The organism is Neobacillus sp. Soil_C_43 (assembly GCF_057656715.1).
The window spans coordinates 433,752-452,217 of record NZ_JBDGJV010000001.1 but is presented as its reverse complement, the minus strand read 5'-3'; the positions used below and the strand labels follow the sequence as shown (position 1 = coordinate 452,217).

The following is an 18,466-nucleotide window of genomic DNA, read 5'->3' as shown; positions in this document are numbered from 1 at the left end:
GTTGATTGGAGCGGAAGGAGCGAAGACTCCTGTGGGAGTATGGTTCAGGGGAGACCCCGCAGGCCTAAGGGCCGAGGAGGCTCGCCGAAACACCCACGGAAAGCGAAGCGCCTGGAGCGGAAATCAACAGACAAGTTTAACAAAGCTAAAAAATAAGAGGGGGATTTTAAATGTTATTAAAGAAACAAACAGTATGGTTATTAACAATGTTAAGCTTAGTGGTTGTCCTTTCAGTGTATTACATTACTTCACCAGAGCAAAAATCTAATGATCTTGCGGCTGTGCAGCAAAATGCCAAAGATCAAATGGATCAAAAGCAGGCTAATTCAAAAACTGAAGCTAAGGATGGAAAAACAATTGTATCAACTGTTGCAGGTGATGATGCATTTGAGGAACTTCGCATGAAGCTTGATGACCTAAGAAGCCAAATGCAAGAAGATTTAACTACTCAATTAGCTTCCACTGATCTTCCAGCAGATGAGCGTAGTAAGGTGAAAGATCAAATGGATAGATTAAACCAAACTGCTCAAAAAGAAGAAATTCTTGAAACATTAATTAGAACGATGGGTTATGAAGATGCTTTAGTTAGAGCCGATGGAGAGCAAGTAAGAGTAACAGTAAAATCTAAGAAAAAGCCTTCAGCATCTGAAGCAAATAAAATTATTCAACAGGTAAAGAAAGAAATTGGAGAGACCAATTACGTAGCGGTGGAATTCCAGCCATCAAAATAGTAGATAGACTTTAAAAGGAAAGTCCATGGCTTTCCTTTTTTATTGTTTGACTATGTAAAAGTTAATTATGTAATTTTTTACACTCTGTTGATTGGAGCGGAAGGCACGAAGACTCCTGCGGGAGTAGTTGGTCACGGGAGACCCCGCAGGAGTGCGCGACGAGGAGGCTCCCGGACCACCCCGCGAACCGCTCGTGCCTGGAGCGGAAATCAACAGGCAAGTTTAAGATGGGTTATGTTTAATTATAAATTAATTAGGGAAAAATACTCATTTGAGGTTAATCAAATTGTTAAAATTCCCTTTTTCATCTAAAAAGATTAAGATAAAAGATGAATGGGACTAAGAGAAATGTTTCGAGGAAATGATTTAGCTTATTGAACTTTTACTAAGTATTATCGTATAGTATTAGTAGCTAGTCCTAATTAAAGTGTTACAAGGGGTGTTACTCAAATGTTAAAAGTACAAGAAATTCGTGAATTAATTAAATTGGTAGACCAGTCCAGCATTGATGAATTTGTATATGAAAATGAAGGCTCAAAAATTCAAATGAAGAAAAATGCTGCAACGGTGGTAACGACAGTTCAACCAGTTCTACAAGCTGCGACTGCACCTGTTCAAACAGCACCAGCACCAGTTGCTGTACCTGCTGCCGTAACAGAAACAAAACAAGAAGCACCGAAAGTGGAAGCGACAAACCAAGCTGATACATCCAATCTACATAAAATTACATCACCTATGGTAGGTACTTTTTATGCTTCTCCAACACCAGATGCAGATATTTATGTAAAAGCAGGAGATAAGGTTTCAAAGGATTCAATTGTATGTATTGTTGAAGCAATGAAATTATTTAATGAAATTGAAGCTGAAGTAAATGGCGAAATTGTTGAAATACTAGTTAAAAATGGTCAATTAGTAGAATACGGACAGCCTTTATTTTTAGTAAAGCCTGAATAAGGAGCGATAACAGGATGATAAAAAAACTGTTAATTGCAAACAGAGGAGAAATTGCAGTAAGAATTATTCGGGCCTGCCGAGAAATGGGTATTGAATCAGTTGCTGTTTTCTCAGAAGCAGACCGTGAAGCATTACATGTTCAATTGGCAGATGAAGCCTATTGTATTGGACCTAAAACATCAAAAGATAGTTATTTGAACGTAACAAATCTTATCAGTGTAGCAAAACTGACTGCCTGCGATGCGATCCACCCAGGGTATGGATTCTTGGCGGAAAATGCCGATTTTGCAGAGCTTTGCAGAGAATGTAATATCATTTTTGTCGGGCCAAGTCCAGAGGCAATTACTAAAATGGGAACGAAGGATATTGCAAGGGAAACTATGCGAGAAGCTGGAGTACCAATCGTTCCAGGTTCAACTGGAATAATTAATGAAATCGAGGAAGCTCTGGAACTTGTCGAGAGAATTCAATATCCAGTTATTATAAAAGCAACAGCCGGTGGAGGCGGTAAAGGAATCCGCGTCGCCAAAAACGAACAAGAGTTAATTAAGGGCATTTCGATTACCCAACAGGAAGCAATGACAGCTTTCGGTAATCCAGGTGTTTATATTGAAAAATATATTGAGGATTTCCGGCATGTAGAAATTCAAGTCCTAGCTGATACCTACGGCAACACGATTCATTTAGGAGAACGTGACTGCACGATCCAACGCCGACTGCAAAAACTTCTTGAAGAATCACCTTCACCAGCACTTGATGGTGAAATTCGTGAAGAAATGGGTAATGCAGCAGTAAAAGCTGCGAAAGCAGTTGATTATTCCGGTGCTGGCACGGTAGAATTTATATATGACTACCGCAATCGTAAGTTTTATTTTATGGAAATGAACACGAGGATTCAGGTTGAGCATCCCGTAACAGAAATGGTCACTGGAATAGACCTCATTAAAGAACAAATTCGTGTGGCACAAGGCGAGAAGCTAACAGTAAATCAACAGGATGTTACATTTACTGGCTGGGCAATTGAGTGCCGGATTAATGCAGAAAATCCGGAAAAGAACTTTATGCCTTCTGCTGGTAAAATTAATATGTACCTACCGCCTGGCGGATTAGGTGTTCGTATTGATTCAGCGGCATATCCAGGGTATACTATTCCGCCTTATTATGATTCCATGATTGCGAAAGTTATCACATATGGCAGCACTAGGGAAGAGGCAATTTCCAGAATGAAACGTGCATTGAGTGAGTTTGTTGTAGAGGGAATCCATACAACGATTCCATTCCACTTAAAGTTACTTGATCATGAAACATTCGTTGACGGACAATTCAATACGAAATTCCTAGAATTGCATGATGTGATGAAGACTATCTAATATCTGGAGGTGTTACGAATGAGCGAATTTAGTGTTTTAGAAATGGACCAAGGAAATAACGGTCATGGTAAAATTGAAATTGCTCCTGAAGTGATTGAAGTAATTGCCGGTATTGCTGCTGCTGAAGTAGAAGGTGTTGCGGGCATGAGAGGCAACTTTGCAACAGGGGTTGTAGAACGATTAGGCAAGAAAAATCACGGTAAAGGTGTTAAGGTCGAACTGACCGAAACAGGGATTAAAGTAGATGTATACTGCATGATGAAGTTTGGGGTATCCATCCCTTCTGTTGCTGGTAAAGTCCAAGACAATATTCGTCAAGCATTACTAAATATGACTGCTTTAGACGCTGAAGAAGTGAACATTCATGTAGTTGGGATTCAATTTGAAAACCAAAAGCATGAGCCCGAAGTAGATCAAGAGGTATAACCTATGAAAACCAAAGGAGAGAGTCCTTTGGTTTTTCTATTTATCCAACTATTCAAATAAAATAATGGAAATTCGAAAAAAATGATCCTTACAGTGCGAATCCAATTTAGTTATGCTATTATCTTTTTATGTGAAAACTATCTTGAAGTTGAATTCCTGTACTATGTATGAAAAATAGACAAAAATTATTTAATATATCTAAAGGAGTTAACGTTATAATGAAAAGAAGAACAGCAAGGGAAAAAGCGCTACAGGCTCTGTTTCAAATCGATGTGAGCAATACTGATCCATCATTAGCGATTGAACATGTATTAGAGGGGGAAATGGGAGACGAATACTTATCAAACCTAGTTATAGGAGTTGTAGAACACAAAGAAGAAATTGACAAGCTAATAATCGAAAACCTAGAAAAGTGGTCTATGGATCGTTTGGCAACAGTGGACCGAAACTTATTGAGAATTGCTGCATATGAATTAAAGTTTTATCGAAATGAAGTTCCTGAAAATGTTATTTTAGATGAAGCCATTGAGATAGCTAAAATTTACGGGGATGACCAATCAAGCAAATTTATTAATGGAGTTCTTTCAAAGGTGAAACAAACGCTTCTTGCCAATTAATTGATTGGTTTCACTCCTAGCATAGGGAGAGTTGAAAATGACAGCCACAATTATTAATGGAAAAGAGATCGCCGAGAAAAAAAGAGTAGAAATTGCTGAAGAGGTTAAAAGGATAAAAGGGCAAGGGGTTACACCCGGGTTAGCGGTTATCCTTGTCGGTAATGACCATGCTTCTCGAACATATGTAACAAATAAAGAAAAGGCTTGTAAACAACTAGGGATGAATTCACTATTAATTGAAATGCATGAGGAGGTTTTAGAAGAAGAACTTCTTCAAAAGATTAGGGAGTTAAACGAAGATTCTGAAGTACATGGAATCTTAGTTCAATTGCCTCTTCCTAAACATATCGATGAAAAAAAGGTGATTGAATCTATTTCTCCATTAAAAGATGTGGATGGGTTTCATCCTATAAATATTGGCAGGATGATGACAGGACAGAATGCTTTCCTCCCTTGTACACCATATGGGATTATGGTTTTACTTGAAGAGGCGGGCATATCCATTCTAGGAAAGCATGTTGTGGTTGTAGGGCGGAGTAATATCGTAGGTAAGCCAGTAGGTCAATTATTCTTAAATCAGCATGCAACAGTCACATACTGTCATTCAAAGACCAGGGACTTAAAGTTACATACCAATCAAGCAGATATCCTTGTTGCTGCAGTTGGCATTCCAAACTTCATAAAGGCTGAACATGTCAAAGATAATGCAGTTGTTATCGATGTAGGGATTAATAGGAATGAGGCAGGTAAGCTTTGTGGAGATGTTGCTTTTGATGAAGTAAGTAAAAAAGCAGGATATATTACTCCAGTTCCAAAGGGAGTAGGCCCCATGACCATTACCATGCTTATGTACAATACCTTAAAGTCAGCCGCTGAAAGTCTAAACCGAAATAAGTAGGTGCTTGTCCTTATCTTTTATTCCTTTTGTTCTTTTTAAGTCAATCTTTCTGACAAAAAAAAGAGCAAAATGTATAATGGATAAGGACAATTTCAGCTAATCAGCCGAAAAGAGGATTAGAAATGCAGGAACAAAGATATTTATCTGTGAATGCTTTAACCAAATACATAAAAAGAAAATTTGATGCAGATCCCCATTTGCGAGATATTCATGTAAGAGGGGAGATTTCAAATTTTAAACAACATTCGAGTGGACATATGTATTTTACATTAAAGGATGAGAAAGCTCGGATTCTTGCGGTGATGTTCTCCAGTCAATCCCGTCTTATGAAATTTGCTCCTGAAAACGGGATGAAGGTAATCGTAAAGGGAGATATTTCTGTATACGAACCAAGCGGACAATATCAAATTTATATTAAGGAAATGCGCCCAGAAGGTATTGGGGAATTGTTTTTAGCCTATGAGCAGTTAAAACAGCGTCTTGATGCAGAAGGGTTATTCGCAGCTGAAACCAAAAAGCCTATACCGATGTATCCAAGAACAGTTGGTGTAATTACTTCCCCAACAGGTGCTGCAATTAGAGATGTCATTACAACCATTAAACGACGCTATCCCATTGCAAATATTCTCGTTTTCCCAGCACTTGTGCAAGGTGAAAATGCAGCTCCTTCCATTGTTAAGGCAATTGAAAAGGCAAATGCCATCAACGAAATTGATGTATTAATTGTTGGACGTGGCGGAGGCTCAATTGAGGAGTTATGGGCATTCAATGAAGAAATAACAGCACGTGCGATTTTTTTATCTAAAATCCCAATTATATCTGCTGTTGGTCATGAAACAGACTTCACCATTGCCGATTTTGTTGCTGATTTGCGGGCTCCTACTCCTACAGGTGCTGCGGAGCTTGCGGTTCCACATATTGATGAATTAATGGACAGAATACTTCAGCGGCAAACCCGACTGCTTCGTGCCATGAAGGGGAAATTTCAATTTGAAAATGAACGATTACATCGTGCAAAAAAATCCTATGCTTTTCGTTACCCACATCGTTTATATGAACAGAAATTGGAACAGGTTGACAAATTAACAGAGATGATTGTTCGTGGGACCTCGAGATTATCATTAATAAAAAAAGGTCAGTATGAACTTCTACATAAACGGCTACAACGGAACCATCCAAGAGAAATGATCCTTGAATCAACGAGCCGTTTGGAGCGTTCTCAAAAAGAAATGGACCGCTCTATGATGCAAATATTAACAACGAAAAAAAATGATTTTAACCGGGTGTTATCGACCTTACAAGCATTAAGTCCATTAAAAATCATGGAACGTGGGTATAGTTTGGCTTATTCAGAGGATAACCGTTTGGTGAAAAGTGTAAAACAGGTAAGTGTGAATGAACAGGTACAAATTCAATTAACTGATGGTAGTCTTTTCTGTAAAGTGGAGAATATAAAGGGGAGCGAAAAAAGTGACGAATGAAAAAAAGTTATCCTTTGAAGATGCAATGACAAAGTTAGAACAAATCGTAGATAAACTTGAAGAAGGAGATGTACCTTTGGAAGAGGCGATTCTTTTTTATAAAGAGGGGATGGAATTATCTAAGCTTTGTCATGATAAATTGAAAAGTGTGGAAGAGCAACTTACTCAAATCATTACGGAGGATGGACGTAAAGAGAATTTTTCTATTGAAGGGGAGGAATAAGACTTGGAAACTAGGGCTTTAGAAACATTTGCGCAAGAGTATAAACAACTACTTGAAGATGAGCTTCGAAGGCTGGTTGAAAAGCTTAAGGCTCCTCCTATTATTAAAGAATCTATGATTTATTCTCTAGAAGCAGGAGGCAAAAGAATTCGCCCTTTATTATTGTTTGCTACCTTAGAAGCGTTTGGAATGAATCCTAAAAAAGGGCTGTTAGCTGCCGCTGCAATTGAAATGATTCATACTTATTCCTTAATCCACGATGATCTACCAAGTATGGATAATGATGACTTAAGAAGAGGAAAACCGACCAATCATAAAGTCTTCGGCGACGCCATCGCGATTTTAGCTGGAGATGCCTTATTAACTTATAGTTTTGAAGTAATAAGTCAGCTTCCAACCGACGTTTTCTCAGCCGATACAAAGCTTAAATTAGTTGTTGAATTGGCAAAAGCAGCTGGAACGGAAGGGATGGTCGGTGGACAAGTGGCAGACATGGAAGGGGAAGCCAAATCACTTACCCTTCAAGAGCTGGAGTACATACATATTCATAAAACAGGTAAGCTGCTTGGATTTAGTGTCTTGGCTGGAGGGATTATGGCAGGTGCTAATCAAGAACAGCTTCATAACCTATCAGGGTTTGCCCATCATCTGGGACTTGCCTTTCAAATTCAAGACGATATCCTCGATTTAGTTGGGAATGAAGAAATAATTGGTAAACCTGTAGGAAGTGATACTACCAATCGAAAAAGTACATATCCTCAACTGTTAACCATGGAAGGTGCACGAACAGCGCTGAAAGACCAAATCACCTCAGCGAAGGAAAATCTGGAGAGGACAGGCTTAAATACCCAACTGCTAAGTGAAATCACTGATTTAGTAGCATCTAGGGATCACTAACAAAGGCTATTTGAGGCAATGAACTAAGTGTGTTATAATTATTTTCAATGTAGAAAACGTTGACAATGCCGTTATCACTTAGTGTTAGCGGCTATTTTTTCAGGAAAAGTGTTATGATATATAAAAAGATATTAAAACTGATGTATAGATAGAAAAAGTATGAAAGTGAGTGGTCCAAAAATGGATCTGTTATCAATAAAAGACCCATCCTTTTTAAAAGGATTGACAAATAAAGAGTTGGAGGCTTTAAGTCAGGATATTCGTCAATTCTTGGTCGAAAAGCTGTCTGTGACTGGAGGCCATATTGGACCAAATTTAGGTGTAGTTGAACTAACAATTGCTTTACATAAATGTTTTGACAGTCCAAGGGATAAGATTATTTGGGATGTAGGACATCAGTCCTATGTTCATAAAATCTTAACCGGCAGAGCATGTGAATTTGATACTTTACGTCAATATAAAGGCCTTTGTGGGTTTCCAAAACGGATTGAAAGTGAACATGACGTTTGGGAGACAGGACATAGTTCAACATCACTATCTGCAGCTATGGGAATGGCGATTGCCAGGGATATAAAAAAGGAAAAGTCCTTTGTTATTCCTGTGATTGGTGATGGTGCCTTAACTGGTGGAATGGCATTGGAAGCTTTAAACCACATTGGCCATGAAAAAAAGGATATGATCGTTATATTGAATGATAACGAAATGTCCATTGCGCCTAATGTTGGGGCATTACATAATATCCTTGGTCAATTGAGAACAGCTGGAAAATATCAATGGGTGAAAGACGAACTAGAAGTGATATTGAAAAAAGTTCCCGCTGTTGGTGGAGTTCTTGCAGCCACTGCTGAGCGGGTAAAAGATAGTCTTAAATATTTATTTGTTTCTGGTATGTTTTTTGAAGAACTTGGTTTTACTTATTTAGGACCAATTGATGGTCATAACTTTGATGACTTATTTGAAAACCTTGCCTATGCGAAAAAAACAGAAGGCCCTGTACTCCTTCATGTGATTACGAAGAAGGGGAAGGGATATAAGCCTGCAGAAAGCGATAAGACGGGTACTTGGCATGGTACAGGCCCATATAAAATGGATACAGGTGATTTTGTAAAGCCGGCGAAAGCACAGCCACCAGCATGGAGCAGTTTGGTTAGTGAGACCGTTCGAAAACTCGCTCGAGTGGACGATAGAATTGTGGCCATTACCCCCGCAATGCCTGTTGGATCAAAGCTTGAAGGTTTTGCTAGTGAGTTTCCTGATCGAATGTTTGATGTAGGGATTGCTGAGCAACATGCTGCTACGGTTGCTGCAGGATTGGCTACGCAAAATATGAAGCCTTTTCTAGCTATTTATTCCACTTTCTTACAGCGAGCATACGACCAGGTTGTACATGATATTTGTCGCCAAAACTTAAACGTATTTATTGGAATAGATCGGGCAGGTTTAGTAGGCGCAGATGGTGAAACACACCAGGGCGTATTTGATATTGCTTTTCTAAGGCATGTACCTAATATCGTTTTAATGATGCCAAAGGACGAAAACGAAGGTCAACATATGGTTTATACGGCGTTAAATTATGATGATGGACCTATTGCGATGAGATTTCCACGTGGAAATGGTGTAGGGGTACCAATGGATGAGGAATTTAAGAAGATCCCTATAGGCACTTGGGAGGTCTTAAAAGAAGGTGATGATGCGGCTATTTTAACCTTCGGAACAACGATTCCAATGGCGATGGAAGCGGCTAAGATTCTTGAAAAGCGAGGAATCTTTGTTAAAGTCATTAATGCTCGGTTCATAAAACCTCTTGATGAAAAGATGCTATTAGGTTTGTTAGAAAAAAATATCCCTCTCCTTACCGTGGAAGAAGCGGTATTACAAGGTGGATTTGGAAGTTCCGTTCTTGAATTTGCGCATGACCAAGGCTTTGCTCAGGCATTAATAGACCGAATCGGTATTCCAGACCAATTTATTGAACATGGGGATGTAGGGTTACTATTAGAAGAAATAGGATTAACTACTGAAGAAGTGGTCAAAAAAGTGTCTACAATGGCAAGGAAAAAACAGCAAAGGGCATAAATAATGAAAAATAAAGAACGATTAGATGTATTACTCGTGGAGCGAGGTTTAATTGAGACGCGAGAAAAAGCAAAAAGAGCGATTATGGCAGGGCTTGTATACACAAATGAAGAGCGGTTGGATAAACCTGGTGAAAAAGTGAAGGTGGACATTCCACTAAATATCAAAGGAAATACGATGCCATATGTCAGTCGAGGCGGGTTGAAACTTGAAAAGGCACTAAAAGTATTCGATGTAAGCGTAACAGGAAAGGTTCTGCTTGATATCGGTGCTTCTACAGGCGGTTTTACAGATTGTGCTTTACAAAATGGGGCAAAAATGTCATATGCGCTTGACGTAGGCTACAATCAGCTTGCTTGGAAGCTTAGACAGGATGAACGTGTTGTGGTTATGGAACGGACAAACTTTCGTTATGTAACTCCCTCAGATCTCGCTGGGGAAATGCCGAATTTTGCTTCTATTGACGTGTCTTTTATTTCCTTAACTCTAATTTTACCAGTATTAAAAACACTACTGATCCCAGGTAGTGATATTATTGCACTTATTAAGCCTCAATTTGAAGCAGGCCGAGATCAGGTTGGTAAAAAAGGAATTGTTCGTGACGAGAAGGTTCATTTACAAGTCATTGAAAAAATCATTCATTTTTCCGTTAAAGAAGGATATATAGTAACTAATCTTTCCTATTCACCAATTACAGGTGGCGATGGGAATATTGAATTTTTACTACATTTAAAATGGGAAGGTGAGCGGGAGCTCGGTGAAAGTATTCTCCCTATCGGACCAATGGATATCGTAAAACAAGCTCATCTAGAATTTAAAACGAAACAGACACCAGAAGGATAGGCAATTGCTTATCCTTTTGTGTATATTAATGTATTTTTATAAAGGATTTTCATGTACAACTTTAGGAAAATGGGCTAACATATGAAATATATACGACATTTTAGTACAAAATACTCTGATGTTTTTAAAGACTATGGGGTGAAAGAATGAATAAAGGTCAACGTCATATTAAAATTAGAGAAATTATTGCCAGCAACGATATTGAGACTCAGGATGATTTGGTTGATGAGCTAAAAAATGCTGGTTACAATGTGACACAAGCCACCGTTTCACGTGATATTAAAGAACTTCATTTAGTAAAGGTTCCATTGATTGATGGGCGTTATAAATACAGCCTTCCAGCGGATCAGCGTTTTAATCCATTGCAAAAGTTAAAAAGATCTTTAATTGATGCTTTTGTAAGAATCGATCCTGCGGGGCATTTACTCGTTATGAAATGTTTGCCAGGTAATGCTATGGCAATTGGTGCCCTCATTGACAATCTGGATTGGGAAGAAATATTAGGAACGATTTGTGGTGACGATACCATGTTAATTATTTGTCGAACACCAGAAGATACAGAAGTCATTACAAATCGGTTCCTTGACATGCTTTAATTGGGGGAGAGTTCGTTGTTAGCAGAACTATCAATAAAAAACTTTGCGATAATCGAATCCCTTTCCATTTCCTTTGAAAAGGGGTTAACTGTATTAACCGGAGAAACAGGCGCAGGAAAATCTATAATCATTGATGCCATCCATTTATTGGTAGGCGGCAGAGGATCCGCAGAATTTGTGCGTCATGGTGAGGAGAAGGCTGAAATAGAGGGGCTTTTTCAACTAGATGATCCAAATCATCCAATTATTTCGAAATCATTAGAATTTGGTATAGAAATTGAAGAAGGTATGGTGGTTCTAAGACGAGACATATCACGGACCGGAAAAAGTGTTTGTCGAATCAATGGAAAGCTTGTTACAATATCAACCCTTCGTGAAATAGGTTCCACTCTTGTAGATATTCATGGGCAACATGAACATCAAGAGTTAATGGATGAAATGATACATTTATCATTGCTCGATCAGTTTGGTTCGGAGGAAATTGCAGGTTCACATGCAGAATACCTAGATGTCTTTCGAAGGTACGAGCAAACACTTCAAAAGCTAAAGTCATTAAGTGAGAATGATCAACAAACTGCGCACCGACTGGATTTGATTCAATTTCAATTAGACGAAATTCAAAAAGCCAATCTAAAACTTCATGAAGATGAAGAGCTTTCAGAAGAAAGAAGAAAGTTAGGGAATTTTGAAAGGACGTTTGAGGCCATCCAATCGAGTTATACGGCCTTGCATGGGGAGCAGAGAGGTCTTGACTGGCTAAGTATGGTCATGGGTTACCTAGAAGATGCTGCGGCGCTAGACACAACGTATAAAGATATATTTGAAGCTGTTTCGAATAGCTATTACCAGCTAGAAGATGCTGCGAGAACTTTACGAAATGAACTGGATGGATTAGAATACGATCCGCAAAGGTTAAATGAAATTGAGGATCGACTAAATGAAATTAACCAGTTAAAACGTAAATATGGTAAAACGATTAATGATATTGTTGAATATGCAGCAAAGATTGAAGAAGAAATTGAAACCTTACAGAACAAAGAAACACATATTTCTGAATTAGAAAAAGAATTATCTTCCATCAAAAAAGATTTGATTCTTGAGGCTAAGCAGTTATCTGAAATCCGTCATAAGTGGGCAGATAAACTTACGAAGCTTATTCATAAGGAATTGAAGGAATTATACATGGCCAAGACTATATTTGAAATGCGGTTTGAAACGGATTTTGAGCATTTCTCTAAAACAGGAGTGGACCATGTGGAATTTTATATTTCGACTAACCCTGGTGAGCCACTGAAGCCTTTGTCACGGGTTGCTTCAGGGGGAGAATTATCAAGGATTATGTTGGCCCTCAAGAGCATTTTTTCTCAACACCAAGGTGTTACCTCAATTATTTTTGATGAGGTAGATACCGGTGTCAGCGGAAGAGTAGCTCAATCCATCGCAGAAAAGATTTATAAGGTAGCATCTGGTTCACAAGTTTTATGTATTTCCCATTTACCTCAAGTAGCTGCCATGGCAGATACTCATTTGTTTATTTCAAAGGTTATTACTGGAGGAAGAACAAAAACTTATGTAACACCGTTGAATGTTGAAGAGAAGATTAAAGAAATTGGCAGAATGATTTCTGGAGCGGAAATTACCGATCTTACGAAGAAACACGCTGAAGAATTAATATTTTTAGCAGGTGAAAATAAAAAAACTTGAAAAGCTATCCAATAAGGGTAGCTTTTTTATGTTAAACCGAGTTATAAATGCTTGTCAAGGAGGCAAAATTAAAGATGTAGCCATTTCTTCAAAGTTGTGAAAAGAAGCGAGGAGAGTGAAAAATTTGAAGTTAGACATAATTAGAAAGATTATTGGTGGAATTCTCCTTGTTTCATTAATTAGCCTTATCTTTTTTCAGCCTATACAGCAGTACATGGCAATACCAAAAACCATTACAGTTTTTGAAGGTCAAGATTACACGTTTAAAAAGGCTGCCCCGGTATCAGCCGCTATACAATCTCGCAACTCAAATATCACACTTGCTCAGGAAAAACATGCAGTATCGGTACAGGCAACAGAAAAAGGGAAAAACGAAATGCTTCTAGAATTTGCTGGTATCCCTATAAAAAAGGTCGATGTACATGTTTTAAAGGATTTTCGTGTCATTCCAGGTGGTCAATCAATTGGTGTAAAGCTAAATACAGTAGGTGTCTTAGTGGTCGGACACCATTTAATCAATACAGCAAATGGAAAAAAATCACCTGGTGATATTGCAGGAATCAAAGTTGGAGATATTATTACGGAAATAAATGGGAACAAAATTGAAAAAATGACAGATGTAGCACCATTTGTTCAAACAGCTGGACAGGATGGAAAAGCTCTTGATATGGTTATTAGTAGAGAAAGTGGAAAATTTACGACAAAACTTACTCCTTTAAAAGATAAAGGAGAAAACACTTATAAGCTTGGTTTATATATCAGGGATTCAGCAGCAGGAATTGGGACCATGACCTTTGTTCATCCACAATCTAAAAAATATGGTGCCCTAGGACATGTCATCTCAGACATGGATACAAAAAAGCCAATTGTCGTTGAAGATGGACAAATTGTCCGTTCTACCGTTACCTCTATTGAGAAGGGAAGTAATGGGGATCCAGGTGAAAAACTTGCACGTTTTTCTTCTGATCGTGAAATTGTTGGAAATATCCAAAAAAACAGCCCCTTTGGTATTTTTGGGGAGCTAAATAAAGATTTAAAAAATGGAATCATGGATAAACCGCTGCCAATAGCATTATCCCATCAGGTGAAAGAAGGACCTGCAAAAATCTTAACAGTGGTCAACGATGACCGAGTAGAAGAATTTAACATAGAGATAGTTAGTACAATTCCGCAAAAGTTTCCAGCTACTAAGGGCATGGTGATAAAAGTAACGGACCCAAAGCTTCTTGAAAAGACCGGAGGAATCGTGCAAGGAATGAGTGGAAGTCCGATTATTCAAGATGGAAAGCTCGTTGGTGCCGTAACACATGTCTTTGTGAATGATCCTACCTCTGGATATGGTGTTCATATTGAGTGGATGCTAAATGAAGCTGGAATTAATATATACGAAACACCAAAGAATAAAGCAAGTTAACTTAGAAAATAATCGTTCTCTTCCGCGATTAAATATTAGTGTCACCCTTCTTGAGCGAAATAGGTAATCATCCTATTTTGCTTCTTCTTTTGTTCAGGCTGTGTTAAAGAACAGTGTTGATATTTACACCCTGTTGATTGGAGTGGAAGGCACGAAGACTCCTGTGGGAGTGTGGTTCAGGGGAGACCCCGCAGGCGCAAGCGCCGAGGAGGCTCGCCGAAACACCCACGGAAAGCGAAGTGCCTGGAGCGGAAATCAACAGACAAGTTTAACAGCGCTTTGTTTAAAAATTTTTCGACAAAAATCTGTTAATTGTTGGAAAAGACGCGAATTTAGTCGAATGAGTGAGAAAAACAGAGAAAAGATAAGATTTTATCACTATTTTAAGAAATATTAAAAAAATGAGAGGAATTTTTGTTGCATTGTCGAATTTGTAATTTAGAATAGAATTTAGAGACTACAGACATTAAGAAAAATGAAATAGAGAATTGAACAGATTGAGGGAGGAACTGGAATTGAAGAAAATCAAAGTTTGTGTCGTTGATGATAATAGGGAATTAGTTGGATTATTAGAGGACTACATTTCGTCCCAAGATGATATGGAAGTTGAAGGAATTGCTCATAATGGACAAGAATGCTTGGAGATGTTAGCTTCTGTTGATCCAGATGTTCTTGTTTTGGATATTATTATGCCGCATCTTGATGGTTTGGCTGTCCTTGAACGCCTGCGTGAACTAAAAAAAGGAGCACTTCCAAATGTAATCATGCTGACTGCCTTTGGCCAGGAAGATGTAACAAAAAAAGCTGTTGAATTGGGAGCGTCTTATTTTATTTTGAAACCATTTGATATGGAGAACTTAGGTAGCCATATTCGTCAGGTAAGTGGTAATGCAAGTGCATTTACCCGTAAGATGCCAACAACCAGTTATCGTTCTCACTCTGAGCAAAAGCCTAAAAATTTAGATGCAAGTATTACTAGTATTATTCATGAAATCGGTGTTCCGGCGCATATTAAGGGATATTTATATTTGCGGGAAGCTATTTCCATGGTATATAACGATATCGAGTTATTAGGATCTATTACAAAGGTATTGTACCCAGACATCGCAAAAAAATATAACACAACAGCAAGTCGTGTTGAACGTGCCATTCGTCATGCCATTGAAGTGGCTTGGAGTCGCGGCAATATCGACTCCATTTCTTCATTGTTTGGCTATACAGTCAGTATGTCAAAGGCAAAGCCGACCAATAGTGAATTTATTGCCATGGTTGCAGATAAACTTCGTTTGGAGCATAAGGCTTCTTGAAAGGGTGAGGAATAACCTTACCTAAGCCCAACCATAAGAAAGACCAATGAATGTTCATTGGTCTTTTATTTATGATTAGAAAGCACTCCCTAATTTTTTGAAAATCTGATAATATAAAGAATGCATGAACTAGCCTTCATATTACATACGTTTTTGGTGCTGAAAGGATGTAAAACCTCTTGTTTGAAACATTACTGTTGAATTTCCTTTTTATACTTTTACCAGTTGTCATTTTTTTAATCTTCTTTGAAAATAGGCCAAATTCTTTTAACAAAATAATCCTTATTTTTCTGTCAACAGTAACTATGGTTCTTTGTATGACCATTCCAATTAAATTGAAAGTTGGATTTAATGTTGATTTGCGGTACATTCCAATTATTATTGTCTCCCTTTTTGGAGGCTACAAAAAGGTATTTCCTTTATATGTAGTATTAAATATATATCGTTATTATTTAGGTGGAGACGGAATCCATCAATCATTTATATATTCTACTGGTGTGTTTATTCTTTTACCTGCTTTTAGTAAACGGTTTATACAATTAAGTTCTAAAAGGAGAATTTCTTCTACAGCAATGGTTTCATTTCTGAATGTAGGGGTGTATCTCATAAGCTTAAGTTTTTATTTTAATTCTTTAAATAGGGAATTTTGGACTCTTACATTTTATACCCTGACAACCTACACAGGAATGATGATCATCATTATGGTCTTAATAGAGCAAATAATTACAAATTCAAAAAATCGAGAAAGATTTTTACAATCTGAACGTTTAAATGTTGTCAGTGAATTATCTGCTAGTGTTTCTCATGAAATTAGAAACCCGCTTACGGTAACAAGTGGTTTTCTACAGCTTCTAAGTGAATCCAAAACAATCAATCAAGAGGAACGAAGATATGTTGAATTATCATTGCAAGAATTAAATCGAGCCGAAAGGATTGTTAGTAACTATCTCTCTCTTGCTAAGCCACAATCAGAAAATATGATTTACTCTGACTTTAGAGAAGAGGCAGAATATATAAAGGATCTAATCATTCCTTATGCGACTATGCATCAAGTGGAAGTCCAATTCTGTTTTAATAACACACTAAAAAAGAGATATGATAAGAACCAAATACAGCAATGTTTAATAAATTTATTAAAAAACGGAATTGAAGCTATGAAGGATAAAGGTGGTACGCTAATCATTGATATTTTTGAACAAAAGCAAAATATAGTTTTTAAAATTTCAGATACTGGGATTGGAATGACAAAGGAAGAAATTTTACGGTTAGGGAAACCGTACTATTCTACGAAGGAAGAAGGAACAGGTCTTGGAATGTTAATGGTATATAGTACCGTTAATAAGGTGAAGGGGAAAATAGAGGTAGAAAGTGAGAAAGGGAGAGGTACTACCTTTCTCATAACGATACCAGTTTAAGCCTTCATCCTATGAATGAAGGCATTTATTTATTATTAATATGTTATAAAGGAAGTATCTACTTATTTTCTTGTTTCTTTTCTAATTCCATTAATTTTTGGATTAGAATATGCTGTGGCATATGCATAAGCTGTTCTAGTGGAACGTTTAACTGCTTAGAAAGTTTAATGGCTGTTTCTGGCGATAATTGTAATGGTTTCATTATAAAGTTCCTCCATTTTTTGAAGTTGGGAAGTGAAAAAATGACACAAATTTTTGCGCATCGTGGTTATTCGGCTTCTTTTGCTGAGAATACAATGGGCGCCTTTTATGAAGCGGAAAAGGCTGGAGCAGATGGTATAGAACTCGATGTTCAATTAACTAAAGACGGCGAGATTGTCGTTATTCACGATGAAAAAGTGGATAGAACCACAAGTGGTACTGGATTTGTTAAAGATTTTTTATTTAAAGAAATTAGAAATCTAAATGCTAATCATAAGGGTCTTAAAAAAGAACCGATTCCATCCCTAATTGAAGTACTAGAGTGGATGCGGACAAACAAGCTTGTATGTAACATTGAACTAAAGAATGGGTTGATTCCCTATGAAGGAATGGAAGAAAAAGTCGTTCAGCTTGTTCGAAGGTATGGATTAGCTGATCGAATTATTATTTCCTCCTTTAATCACTATAGTATAGTCTATAGTTACAGGATAGCCCCAGAAATTGAAACAGCACCTCTATTTATTGAAGGGATTTATATGCCATGGATTTATTCACAATCGATTAGAGCAAGAGGGATTCACCCTAAACACTCATCGATGTCGGATAATATCATCATGAATACTATGGATAACGGGATTGCTGTGAGACCGTATACGGTCAATAAGGACGTAGATATGCACCGATTCTTTAATATTAATTGTACGGCTATTATTACTGATGATCCTATGAAGGCGCTTCGAATAAGGAAACAATATGAAAAGAGACCGTAACGGCCTCTTTTTTATTTTTTAGCTCTGCTAAATTTGCCTGTTGATTTCCGCTCCAGGCACGAGCGGTTCGTGGGTGTTTCGGCGAGCCTCCTCGGCCAAAAAAGCGCCTGCGGGGTCTCCCCTGAACCATACTCCCACAGGAGTCTTCGTGCCTTCCGCTCCAATCAACAGGGTGTAAAAATCAACACTGTTCTTTAACACAGACTATTTTTTAAATTTCGTTTGTACTTTATTTCTTTTACGATCTCTATGGAAGATAAAGCCAGCTACAAATCCTAGACCTCCGATAAAGAAAAGTAAGCCCACGATAAATTGTAGGAGTAAAAATGGAAAGGGGGCTTGGAGAATACCAAATGTCATATCACGCATTAATTTAATCCCTAAAGCGGCAAAAATTCCTGGAATGACTAAAATAGCAAGGGCGATAATCCGTTTCATACATAAATCCTTCCAAAGTTTAATTTTAATTAATGTTCTACCTCATCAAAATATTAGTACATAGATAAAATTTGTCAAGACTTGTGTTTGGTAATAAAATAAAAC

Annotated in this window: 19 protein-coding genes; 17 read left to right on the top strand and 2 right to left on the bottom strand. The window is 37.7% G+C overall.

Annotation, left to right across the window (positions count from 1 at the left end; genetic code table 11):
* Positions 1-170: 170 nt before the first annotated feature.
* From AC3A54_RS02370 to AC3A54_RS02295, 16 genes are all read left to right on the top strand, one after another.
* The gene (locus AC3A54_RS02370) at positions 171-731 is read left to right on the top strand and encodes a SpoIIIAH-like family protein (RefSeq protein ID WP_308083233.1); all 561 of its coding nucleotides are present in this window, start codon (positions 171-173) and stop codon (positions 729-731) included.
* Between the two features lie 450 nt (positions 732-1,181).
* Positions 1,182-1,685 carry an acetyl-CoA carboxylase biotin carboxyl carrier protein gene (gene accB, locus AC3A54_RS02365; protein ID WP_308083234.1) on the top strand — a complete coding sequence of 168 codons (504 nt, stop codon included), beginning with the start codon at positions 1,182-1,184 and terminating at the stop codon, positions 1,683-1,685.
* A gap of 14 nt (positions 1,686-1,699) precedes the next feature.
* Positions 1,700-3,055, top strand: a complete 1,356-nt coding sequence (gene accC, locus AC3A54_RS02360) for an acetyl-CoA carboxylase biotin carboxylase subunit (RefSeq protein ID WP_308083235.1) — start codon at positions 1,700-1,702, stop codon at positions 3,053-3,055.
* Between the two features lie 18 nt (positions 3,056-3,073).
* Positions 3,074-3,481, top strand: a complete 408-nt coding sequence (locus AC3A54_RS02355) for an Asp23/Gls24 family envelope stress response protein (protein WP_308083236.1) — start codon at positions 3,074-3,076, stop codon at positions 3,479-3,481.
* Between the two features lie 218 nt (positions 3,482-3,699).
* Positions 3,700-4,098: a transcription antitermination factor NusB gene (gene nusB, locus AC3A54_RS02350; protein ID WP_335548852.1), complete on the top strand. Its 399-nt coding sequence runs from the start codon at positions 3,700-3,702 to the stop codon at positions 4,096-4,098.
* A gap of 37 nt (positions 4,099-4,135) precedes the next feature.
* Positions 4,136-4,996 (top strand): bifunctional methylenetetrahydrofolate dehydrogenase/methenyltetrahydrofolate cyclohydrolase FolD, encoded by an 861-nt coding sequence (gene folD / locus AC3A54_RS02345; RefSeq protein WP_487653216.1) that lies wholly within the window; start codon positions 4,136-4,138, stop codon positions 4,994-4,996.
* A 122-nt stretch (positions 4,997-5,118) separates the two neighbouring features.
* The gene (gene xseA, locus AC3A54_RS02340) at positions 5,119-6,477 is read left to right on the top strand and encodes an exodeoxyribonuclease VII large subunit (protein WP_487653215.1); all 1,359 of its coding nucleotides are present in this window, start codon (positions 5,119-5,121) and stop codon (positions 6,475-6,477) included.
* Entirely contained in the window at positions 6,467-6,700 is a 234-nt protein-coding gene (locus AC3A54_RS02335; protein WP_308083240.1) for an exodeoxyribonuclease VII small subunit, read from the top strand. The genes xseA and AC3A54_RS02335 overlap by 11 nt, the downstream gene beginning before the upstream one ends.
* A gap of 3 nt (positions 6,701-6,703) precedes the next feature.
* Positions 6,704-7,597: a polyprenyl synthetase family protein gene (locus tag AC3A54_RS02330; RefSeq protein WP_335548854.1), complete on the top strand. Its 894-nt coding sequence runs from the start codon at positions 6,704-6,706 to the stop codon at positions 7,595-7,597.
* Positions 7,598-7,777: 180 nt separating this feature from the next.
* Complete coding sequence (gene dxs / locus AC3A54_RS02325; protein ID WP_335548855.1) at positions 7,778-9,673, top strand: 1-deoxy-D-xylulose-5-phosphate synthase; 1,896 nt, start codon at positions 7,778-7,780, stop codon at positions 9,671-9,673.
* Between the two features lie 3 nt (positions 9,674-9,676).
* Positions 9,677-10,516 (top strand): TlyA family RNA methyltransferase, encoded by an 840-nt coding sequence (locus AC3A54_RS02320; protein WP_335548856.1) that lies wholly within the window; start codon positions 9,677-9,679, stop codon positions 10,514-10,516.
* 146 nt (positions 10,517-10,662) lie between these two features.
* Positions 10,663-11,112 carry a transcriptional regulator AhrC/ArgR gene (gene ahrC / locus AC3A54_RS02315; protein ID WP_308083244.1) on the top strand — a complete coding sequence of 150 codons (450 nt, stop codon included), beginning with the start codon at positions 10,663-10,665 and terminating at the stop codon, positions 11,110-11,112.
* 15 nt (positions 11,113-11,127) lie between these two features.
* The gene (recN, locus tag AC3A54_RS02310; protein WP_335548857.1) at positions 11,128-12,816 is read left to right on the top strand and encodes a DNA repair protein RecN; all 1,689 of its coding nucleotides are present in this window, start codon (positions 11,128-11,130) and stop codon (positions 12,814-12,816) included.
* Positions 12,817-12,940: 124 nt separating this feature from the next.
* Entirely contained in the window at positions 12,941-14,230 is a 1,290-nt protein-coding gene (gene spoIVB, locus AC3A54_RS02305; RefSeq protein WP_335548858.1) for a SpoIVB peptidase, read from the top strand.
* 515 nt (positions 14,231-14,745) lie between these two features.
* Positions 14,746-15,537, top strand: a complete 792-nt coding sequence (spo0A, locus tag AC3A54_RS02300; protein ID WP_335548801.1) for a sporulation transcription factor Spo0A — start codon at positions 14,746-14,748, stop codon at positions 15,535-15,537.
* 179 nt (positions 15,538-15,716) lie between these two features.
* Entirely contained in the window at positions 15,717-16,952 is a 1,236-nt protein-coding gene (locus AC3A54_RS02295; RefSeq protein WP_487653214.1) for an ATP-binding protein, read from the top strand.
* Positions 16,953-17,010: 58 nt separating this feature from the next.
* On the opposite strand, the gene AC3A54_RS02290 is transcribed toward AC3A54_RS02295, so the two are convergent.
* Positions 17,011-17,154, bottom strand: a complete 144-nt coding sequence (locus AC3A54_RS02290) for a YycC family protein (protein WP_308083249.1) — start codon at positions 17,152-17,154, stop codon at positions 17,011-17,013.
* A 40-nt stretch (positions 17,155-17,194) separates the two neighbouring features.
* Here AC3A54_RS02290 and AC3A54_RS02285 point away from each other — a divergent pair, with 40 nt between their 5' ends.
* The gene (locus AC3A54_RS02285; RefSeq protein WP_487653213.1) at positions 17,195-17,923 is read left to right on the top strand and encodes a glycerophosphodiester phosphodiesterase; all 729 of its coding nucleotides are present in this window, start codon (positions 17,195-17,197) and stop codon (positions 17,921-17,923) included.
* A 204-nt stretch (positions 17,924-18,127) separates the two neighbouring features.
* Here the strand turns inward: AC3A54_RS02285 and AC3A54_RS02280 are convergent, their stop codons facing one another.
* Positions 18,128-18,361 carry a DUF2627 domain-containing protein gene (locus AC3A54_RS02280; RefSeq protein WP_309860810.1) on the bottom strand — a complete coding sequence of 78 codons (234 nt, stop codon included), beginning with the start codon at positions 18,359-18,361 and terminating at the stop codon, positions 18,128-18,130.
* Positions 18,362-18,466: the final 105 nt, after the last annotated feature.